Genomic DNA, 8,272 nt, shown 5'->3' with positions numbered 1-8,272 from the left:
ATGGCTCAGGTGAGGGCGGCCGTACGGATCAAGGATTAATACGTGTCCGTTCAGAAACGGCATCTTGGGGTTCATATCTGCGTTCTCGGGTGACTGGAATCCTCGACGTAGCGCTGCTACGACTCCGGGTCCAATCACCCTGCGGCCTTGATCTGAGCCCCAATCCACCATTTCTGAACGGACACTGATCAGCAAGTTGTCTTAATCGCAGCCCTTTTGAGGGCCTTTTAGTGCCTTGCATCAATTTCTACAGCATCCGCTGATGAATTGAGCGTTAACGGCATGAGAAAACACATAAAAAATTTAACCCACCAATGCCGATAATACAGGACAACCTGACGGATACCGACCCCGATGATGCAGGAGACGATCTTTACCGGGTCAGGCTCCAGGATGTTTTCGAAGGTCCCATGGACCTGCTGGTTCATCTGATCAAAAAAGCGGAAGTGGATATTTACGACATCCCCATTGCACAGATTACCGCGCAGTACCTGGAATATCTGGAATGGATGCAGCAGATGAACATCGACTTCGCCGGCGATTTTGTACTGATGGCATCCACCCTGACCCATATTAAATCCAGGATGCTGCTGCCGCCGCAAGTGGGTGAGGAAGAGGAAGAGGATCCCCGGCTGGAGATCACCCGGCCCCTGCTGGAGTACCTTCGGATTAAATCGGCCGCCGAGCAGCTGGCGGAACGCAACCTGCTGGGGGATAAAACCTTTACCCGGAAGCCGAGTGCCGACATCCTGGACGGTGTGGAAGATGATCAGGTTATCCGCATCGGCCTGTTCGAACTGATCGATGCGTTTCAGAACATTCTGGACAAGGTGTCGCCGGACCATCGCGTCGACCTGACCAGAGACCGGGTCTCGGTCCAGGAACGCATTGCCCAGTTGACCGAAATGCTGGAAGCCCGGGAATCCATGACCTTTGACGAGCTGTTCGCCGATGACCACCAGCGGTCCGACATCATCGTCACCTTCCTGGCCATCCTGGAAATGGCCAAGCTCAGCCTGATCCGCATCGCCCAGCATGTGCCCACGGGGATTATTCGCATCTTTTATCAATAGGGTGGGGAAAAGCAGCTGGGAGCTGGGAGATGATAAGACAGTTTAATTGGTTGGTTTCACTTGGACCCTATAATCCTTTTTTAAAAAGATGAACATCGAACATCGAACGTCCAACGTCGAACATCGAATGAAAAGCAGAATTCAGGAATCAGGAGTCAGGAGTCAGGAAAAAATAATTTTGAATGATGAATTCTTAATTTTGAGTGAAGGTTTTTGTACCGTTTTTACCGTATAACATTACGGCTCGCCATGAGCGTTGACCTATCAGCCGACATAAACACAATGAACCCAACAAACACAATGAACCCAACAAACTCAATAAACACAACAAACCCAGGAACCCCGACCCCGATTGATATCTACCATGGCGGAAGATCTTAAATACATCATCGAAAGCCTGCTCTTCGTCTCGGAAACGCCGCTGACGATGGACCACCTCAAGGGCATTATCGAGGGCGAAGAGACCGCCGCGATCCGCACTGCCCTCGATGAACTGATCGCAGCGTACGAGCAGCGCGACGGTGGCTTCGTGCTCAAACAGGTTGCCGGCGGCTACCAGTTCCGCACCCAGGGCCGTTACAACGAATGGATCAAGCGAATGATCAAACCCAACGCCCCCCGCCTGAGCAGGGCCGCTTTGGAAACCCTGGCGATCATCGCCTACAACCAGCCCATCATCCGCAGCGACATCGAGCACATCCGCGGTGTAGACAGCGGCGGCGTCCTGCGCATGCTCATGGAGCGCAAACTGATCCGCGTGCTGGGGCGTAAGGAAATGCCCGGCCGCCCCCTGATCTATGCCACCACCAAACACTTTCTCGAGGTGTTTGAATTGAAAGATCTAAAGGACCTGCCCACCCCAAAGGAAATCGAGGAACTCAGCCGATCGCGGCTCGAAGAAAATCCGGATGCCTACGATCAAGTTGAAGACCATCCGCCGGCTTCCCACATTCCTGTCGACGTCACGGAAGCCGACAGCCATGCCGACAATCAGGATTAGGATCTGATCGCATACGGATGCGCATGCATCGCAAGCAGATATAGGCACAAGTGCGCTATATGCAACCTGGCGGTGTGTGAATTGCGCCACAACCAGTCATTTTCTGTTCGCGTATAGGCTCAAGGACCTGAACGTCCTACATTCCCTGTGAATTCGATTACTTCAACTAAACCAATGAGGGGAAAAGACCAAGAGCGAAAGGAAAAATGTGCAACGAAAACGTCAATGAGATCCATAATATCCGGGTAATGAATTCCATACGTCACAGCAACGCGAAAAGGCGATCATCTCAAATAGCATGGATTCGAAAAAAGCCGAAGGTTGCTCTCCACTGTCATCGCTTAAAGGCCTATATCCATTATTATCAAATGCATATGAATAACGCTAAACTTCCACCACATGACCCGCCTGCGCAGGGACGACACAATTCTGAACACTTAACGAGTCCATCAAGTATGAAATAAAGGTTACAATGTAAACGGATACCACAACATAATATGTAAACCATTCCACAATTTTAAACCTGACCGATCGATAAGCAATATTTTTATAAACGTAACCTTCTGTTATTCAACAAATTTTTCTTTTGTCATGATGAAATGCATTATTGGCAACTGTTTTGCTTTACCCTTCTCTAAGGAAGAGAAAGGATAGTGACCATGAAAATGACAATTATAGCATTCATGTTTGTTTTAATATTATTAGGTGGAATGCCCTCAAGCGCTGATGATGCCATGTCCAAGTTGATTTCCGAATCAGGCGCCGAGGCGAGCCTTGTTGCGCTGAATGTCGCCACGGTTGAGAACGATGCGACAACAACCATGTCCAATTCCGCCGCCATGATGCTGGTCGCAACCGGCCTGATCGGATTGGTGGGCGTAACCCGCAGAAAAGATACATGAACTGAGTTTAGCGTTGAACCCGCTAATGCTGGATAAACCGAAGCCGTGGTGAATTGTCACCCCGGCTTCGGTTATTTCAGCCTGCCTTCCCCTTTCCATGAGCCACCTCCAACGCCAACCACCAACCGTCAATCCAATCGAAGTAACCTGCCCTCCCAGCTCATCGACCATTTCCATAATTTACCGGCAATATAGCCGATACACCCCTCAAATTAATTGAAACCACAACATACAGTATTGATTTTTTAACCGATATCCATCATAAAGGGACCGGACTAAATTGAACGTCGAACATCGAAAGCTGAACATCGAACGTCGAATGATGAGATCGCTTCGCTCCAGCTATTGGTAAAAAAATCATAAGCCGTGTAGGAGCCGCGGAGGCAGGCATCCATAACCAATTATAAAAACTGGATCCCCGCCTGCGCGGGGATGACAGCCAAAAGCGTGTGGAAGAAAATGAACACCACTTATCGAATACGGAGATTGCGTGCCCCGGCCGAACCTTAAATAAGATAGCATACCTTATTCGACGTTGGACGTTCAATGTTCGACGTTCAGCTTTATCGATTGCACACATTGTCCTTTCGTAAGGAATTATGTAGAAATCGTCACCCGGAGGTTTCACCATCAAAACCGACACCCTTTTCAATAAAAACGGCTCTCCCAATCGCGACTACAACGCCGCCTCCCTGGAGGTCCTCAAGGGCCTCGACCCGGTGCGCCGGCGGCCGGGCATGTACACCGACACCCAGCGGCCCAATCACATGGCCCAGGAGGTGATCGACAACAGCGTGGACGAGGCCATTGCCGGTTTTGCCAGCCGCATCGAGGTCATCCTGCACGCGGACGGGTCGCTGAGCGCGGCCGACGATGGCCGCGGCATGCCCACGGACATCCACCCGGAGGAGGGCGTCACCGGCGTGGAGGTGATCCTGCTCAAACTACACGCCGGGGCCAAGTTTTCCAACAAGGACTACCAGTTTTCCGGCGGGCTGCACGGCGTGGGCGTGTCGGTGGTCAACGCCCTCTCTTCCCGCCTGGAAGTGGAAATCAAACGCGACGGCCAAAAGCATTTCATCTGGTTTGCCGACGGACGCAAGCAGCAGGACCTGGAAGTCACCGGCGGCGTGGGCCAGCGCAACACAGGCACCTTCATCCGCTTCTGGCCCAACCCGGCCTATTTCGACTCGGTGCGGTTTTCCACGCCTCGCCTGCGCCACAACCTGCGGGCCAAGGCCGTATTGTGCCCCGGCCTGACGGTAACGTTCACCGATGAAACCACCGGTGAAAAGGAGCAGTGGTATTATGCGGACGGCCTCAAGGCGTACCTGGCCGACGGGCTGCTAGGCTGTGAAACGATCCCCGATGAGCCCTTCGTGGGCAAGCTGGACGGCGACGGCGAAGCCGTCTCCTGGGCCGTGGTGTGGCAGGTTGAAGGCGGAGAGACCATTACGGAAAGCTACGTCAACCTGATCCCCACCCCCCAGGGCGGCACCCATGTCAATGGCTTCCGCTCCGGACTGCTGGCCGCCATCCGCGAGTTCTGCGAGTTTCGCAAACTGATTCCCCGAGGCATCAAGCTGGCCCCGGACGACATCTGGGAACGCTGCTCCTACGTGCTTTCCACCAAGATGACCGATCCCCAGTTCTCCGGCCAGACCAAAGAGCGCCTCTCGTCGCGCCAGTGCGCCTCCTTTGTCAACGGCGTGATCAAGGACGCCTTCAGCCTGTGGCTGAACCACCACACCGAAGCCGGGGAACGCCTGGCGGAAATGGCCATCGAATGTGCCCGAAACCGCCTCAAGGCCGGCAAGAAGATCGAGCGCAAAAGGGTTACCGCCGGCCCGGCCCTGCCCGGCAAGCTGGCCGACTGCGTCAGCCAGGACCCGGCCCAGAGCGAACTGTTTCTCGTGGAGGGTGACTCGGCGGGCGGATCGGCCAAGCAGGCCAGGGACCGGCAGACCCAGGCGGTCATGCCCCTGCGGGGCAAGATCCTCAACACCTGGGAAGTGGAATCGACCCAGATACTGGGATCCAAGGAGGTTCACGACATTGCCGTGGCCATCGGTGTGGACCCGGGGTCGCAGAACATCAACGGGCTGCGCTACGGCAAGGTTTGTATCCTCGCCGATGCGGACTCAGACGGCCTGCACATCGCGACCCTGCTCTGCGCCCTGTTCCTGAAGCACTTCACCCCGCTGGTCAAGGCCGGCCATATCTTCGTTGCCATGCCCCCGCTGTACCGCATCGACATGGCCAAAGCGGTGCACTATGCCCTGGATGAGGCCGAGAAGACCGCCATCATCCGCCGCATGGAGACAAAAAAGCCCAACGGCAAAATCAACGTCCAGCGCTTCAAGGGATTGGGTGAAATGAATCCCATGCAGCTGCGGGAGACCACCATGGCCCCGGACACCCGCCGGCTGGTCCAGCTGACCGTGGATGAAGACGAAGCGGCCTTTGCGACCCTGGACATGCTGCTATCCAAAAAACGGGCCGGCGACCGCCGCCAATGGATCGAGGAGAGCGGTGATCTGGCGGAGGTGGATTGAAAAAAAGGGTTCAAGGGGTCAAGGATTCGAGGGGTCGAGGAAAAAGACTGGCCCTCCAACTTCGAACGCCGAATAAGGTCTAAAAGGGTCCGAGAGGCACAAACGCTATGTTGCGTGTAGATTGGTTAATTAAAAATCTTTCCTATAGCCTACAGCCCATAGTCTATAGCCTATCATTTATTCCTAAAGTCACAATGGCACAAACGAACGACAAACCACTGAAAGCAATAATCATATGACCACCACCGCTACCCCCATCCGCATCGAGGGTACCGAACGCATGCCCCTGCAGCAGTTTTCCCGGCAGGCCTATCTCGACTACGCCATGTACGTAATCATGGACCGCGCCCTGCCCCACATCGGCGACGGGCTCAAGCCGGTTCAGCGGCGCATCGTCTATGCCATGAGCGAGCTGGGTCTCAAGGCGTCGTCCAAACACAAAAAGTCCGCCCGCACCGTGGGCGACGTGCTGGGCAAGTTCCACCCCCACGGGGACACGGCCTGCTACGAAGCCATGGTGCTCATGGCCCAGCCCTTCTCCTACCGCTACCCGCTGGTCGACGGCCAGGGGAACTGGGGCGCACCCGACGACCCCAAGTCCTTTGCCGCCATGCGCTATACCGAGGCCCGGCTTTCCGCCTATGCCGAGGTGCTGCTCGCTGAAACCAGCATGGGAACGGTGCAGTGGGTGCCCAATTTCGACGGCACGCTGAAAGAGCCCCGGGTGCTGCCCGCCCGGCTTCCCAACATCCTGCTCAACGGCACCACCGGCATCGCCGTGGGCATGGCCACGGACATCCCGCCCCATAATCTCAGGGAGGTCGTCGACGCCTGCATACACCTGATCGATAATCCCGCTGCCGGCATCGAAGACCTGGGCAGCCACATCCATGGGCCGGATTATCCTTCCGGTGCCGAGATCATCACGCCCAAATCGGAAATCATGGACGTTTATCGAACCGGCAAAGGGGTCATCCGCATGCGGGCGACCTTCGAGCTGGAAAACGGCGATATCGTCATCAACGCCCTGCCCCACCAGGTGTCGCCGGCCAAGGTGCTGGAGCAGATCGCCGCCCAGATGAACAAGAAAAAGCTGCCCATGGTTGCGGATCTCAGGGACGAATCGGACCACGACGACCCCATTCGCCTGGTCATCGTGCCCCGCTCCAACCGGGTGGACAAGGACGCCCTCATGGCGCACCTTTCCGCCACCACGGAAATGGAAAAAACCCTCCGGGTCAACATGAACATCATCGGCCTGGACCGCAAGCCCGGGGTTAAAGGCCTGGTCAAACTGCTAACAGAGTGGATCAGTTTTCGTACCCGAACTGTCAAGGATCGTTTGGAATTCAGACTTGAAAAAGTCAAAGAGCGCCTGCACATCCTGGACGGGCTGCTGGTGGCCTATCTGAACATCGACGAGGTCATCCGCATCGTCCGCAGCGAGGATGAACCCAAGCCGGTGCTGATGGCACGCTTCAACATCTCCGATGCCCAGGCCGAGGCCATCCTTCAACTGCGTCTGCGCAACCTGGCCAAACTGGAGGAGATGAAAATACGATCCGAACAGAAGCGTCTGGACGACGAGCGCCAGTCGCTGGAGACCATCCTGGGATCGCCGGCCCGTTTGAAGACGCTGATCAAAAAGGAGCTTCGGGCGGATGCCAAAACCCACGGCGACGACCGGCGGACCGCCATCGTCCAGCGCGAAGAGGCCCAGGCCATTTCCGAAGAGCAGCTGGCCCCGGTCGAACCGGTGACCGTGATCCTGTCGGCCAACGGGTGGGTGCGGGCCGCCAAGGGACACGAGATCGACCCCTGTGAAGCGGTTTACCGCCCGGGGGACCGCTACCTGGACGCTGCCCGTGGCAGGAGCAACCAGCCGGTGGTTTTTCTGGATTCCACCGGGAGGACCTACAGCCTGTCGGCCCATACCCTTCCGTCGGCCAGGGGCTATGGCGAGCCGCTCACCGGCCGCTTTGTCCTGCCACCCGGTGCGACCTTTACCGATGTGATCATGGCACCGGCAGCCCAACCCCTGCTGATGGCCAGCGATGCCGGATACGGATTCATCACCCGCTTCGACGACCTGGTGACGCGCAACACCAAAGGCAAGGCCCTGCTCTCGCTGCCCAAAGGCGCCCTGCCGCTACTGCCCATTGCGCTGGAAAACACGTCGACGCACCTGCTGGCGGCCGTCACCAGCGAGGGACGCATGCTGGTGTTCCCGCTCAACAAGCTGCCGGCCATCGCCAAGGGCAAAGGCAACAAGATTATCCAGATCCCGCCCAAGCGGGCCAGGGAGCGCACGGAACTGCTGATCCATTTGATCGTCGTGCCTGAAGAGGGTACCCTGACCATTTTCGCAGGCAAACGGTTTTTCAAGCTGACCTATGGCAACCTCACCCAGTATGTGGGTGAACGCGGCCGCCGCGGAAAAAAACTGCCCCGGGGATTCCAGAACGTGGACCGTCTGGAAAGCGATGCTCCAGATCAGACACCGCTGGCGCTGACGCCCCCACATGATGAGTAAACCGATAAACGAAGCCTGACAGGCTGCTAAAGAGGGGCACTTCACATACATGACCGTTCAATCCAGCCATCCCGCGACGCCATCTCCGTCGGCCACCCTTATTCTCGCTCGTCAGCAAGCAGCGGGGATCGAAGTCTATCTGTTGCGCCGCAGTGCCGCCAGTAAATTTATGCCCGGCACCTATGTTTTTCCCGGCGGCAACATGGAAG

Annotated in this window: 5 protein-coding genes; all 5 read left to right on the top strand. The window is 56.2% G+C overall.

Annotated features, from left to right (window positions below):
* Positions 1-314 precede the first annotated feature (314 nt).
* The 5 genes from QNK41_RS17440 (at position 315) to parC (ending at position 8,063) form a co-directional block, all read left to right on the top strand.
* Positions 315-1,073, top strand: a complete 759-nt coding sequence (locus tag QNK41_RS17440) for a segregation and condensation protein A (protein ID WP_319259326.1) — start codon at positions 315-317, stop codon at positions 1,071-1,073.
* A gap of 364 nt (positions 1,074-1,437) precedes the next feature.
* Positions 1,438-2,073 (top strand): SMC-Scp complex subunit ScpB, encoded by a 636-nt coding sequence (gene scpB / locus QNK41_RS17435; protein ID WP_319259323.1) that lies wholly within the window; start codon positions 1,438-1,440, stop codon positions 2,071-2,073.
* A 659-nt stretch (positions 2,074-2,732) separates the two neighbouring features.
* Entirely contained in the window at positions 2,733-2,975 is a 243-nt protein-coding gene (locus QNK41_RS17430) for a hypothetical protein (RefSeq protein ID WP_319259321.1), read from the top strand.
* 629 nt (positions 2,976-3,604) lie between these two features.
* A complete protein-coding gene (gene parE, locus QNK41_RS17425; RefSeq protein ID WP_319259328.1) occupies positions 3,605-5,530 on the top strand; it encodes a DNA topoisomerase IV subunit B in 1,926 nt (641 codons plus the stop codon).
* A 235-nt stretch (positions 5,531-5,765) separates the two neighbouring features.
* Entirely contained in the window at positions 5,766-8,063 is a 2,298-nt protein-coding gene (parC, locus tag QNK41_RS17420) for a DNA topoisomerase IV subunit A (protein WP_319259318.1), read from the top strand.
* The last annotated feature ends 209 nt before the right edge of the window (positions 8,064-8,272 follow it).

It is taken from the genome of Desulfosarcina sp., from assembly GCF_033791525.1.
GTDB lineage: Bacteria > Desulfobacterota > Desulfobacteria > Desulfobacterales > Desulfosarcinaceae > Desulfosarcina.
This window is presented reverse-complemented; position numbering and strand designations above follow the sequence as displayed.

What these genes read in the sequence shown, in the direction of transcription:
- QNK41_RS17430 (WP_319259321.1), top strand. Translation starts at nt 2,733, where the DNA reads ATGAAAATGACAATTATAGCATTCATGTTTGTTTTAATATTATTAGGT.
- parC (WP_319259318.1), top strand. Translation starts at nt 5,766, where the DNA reads ATGACCACCACCGCTACCCCCATCCGCATCGAGGGTACCGAACGCATG.
- scpB (WP_319259323.1), top strand. Translation starts at nt 1,438, where the DNA reads ATGGCGGAAGATCTTAAATACATCATCGAAAGCCTGCTCTTCGTCTCG.
- QNK41_RS17440 (WP_319259326.1), top strand. Translation starts at nt 315, where the DNA reads ATGCCGATAATACAGGACAACCTGACGGATACCGACCCCGATGATGCA.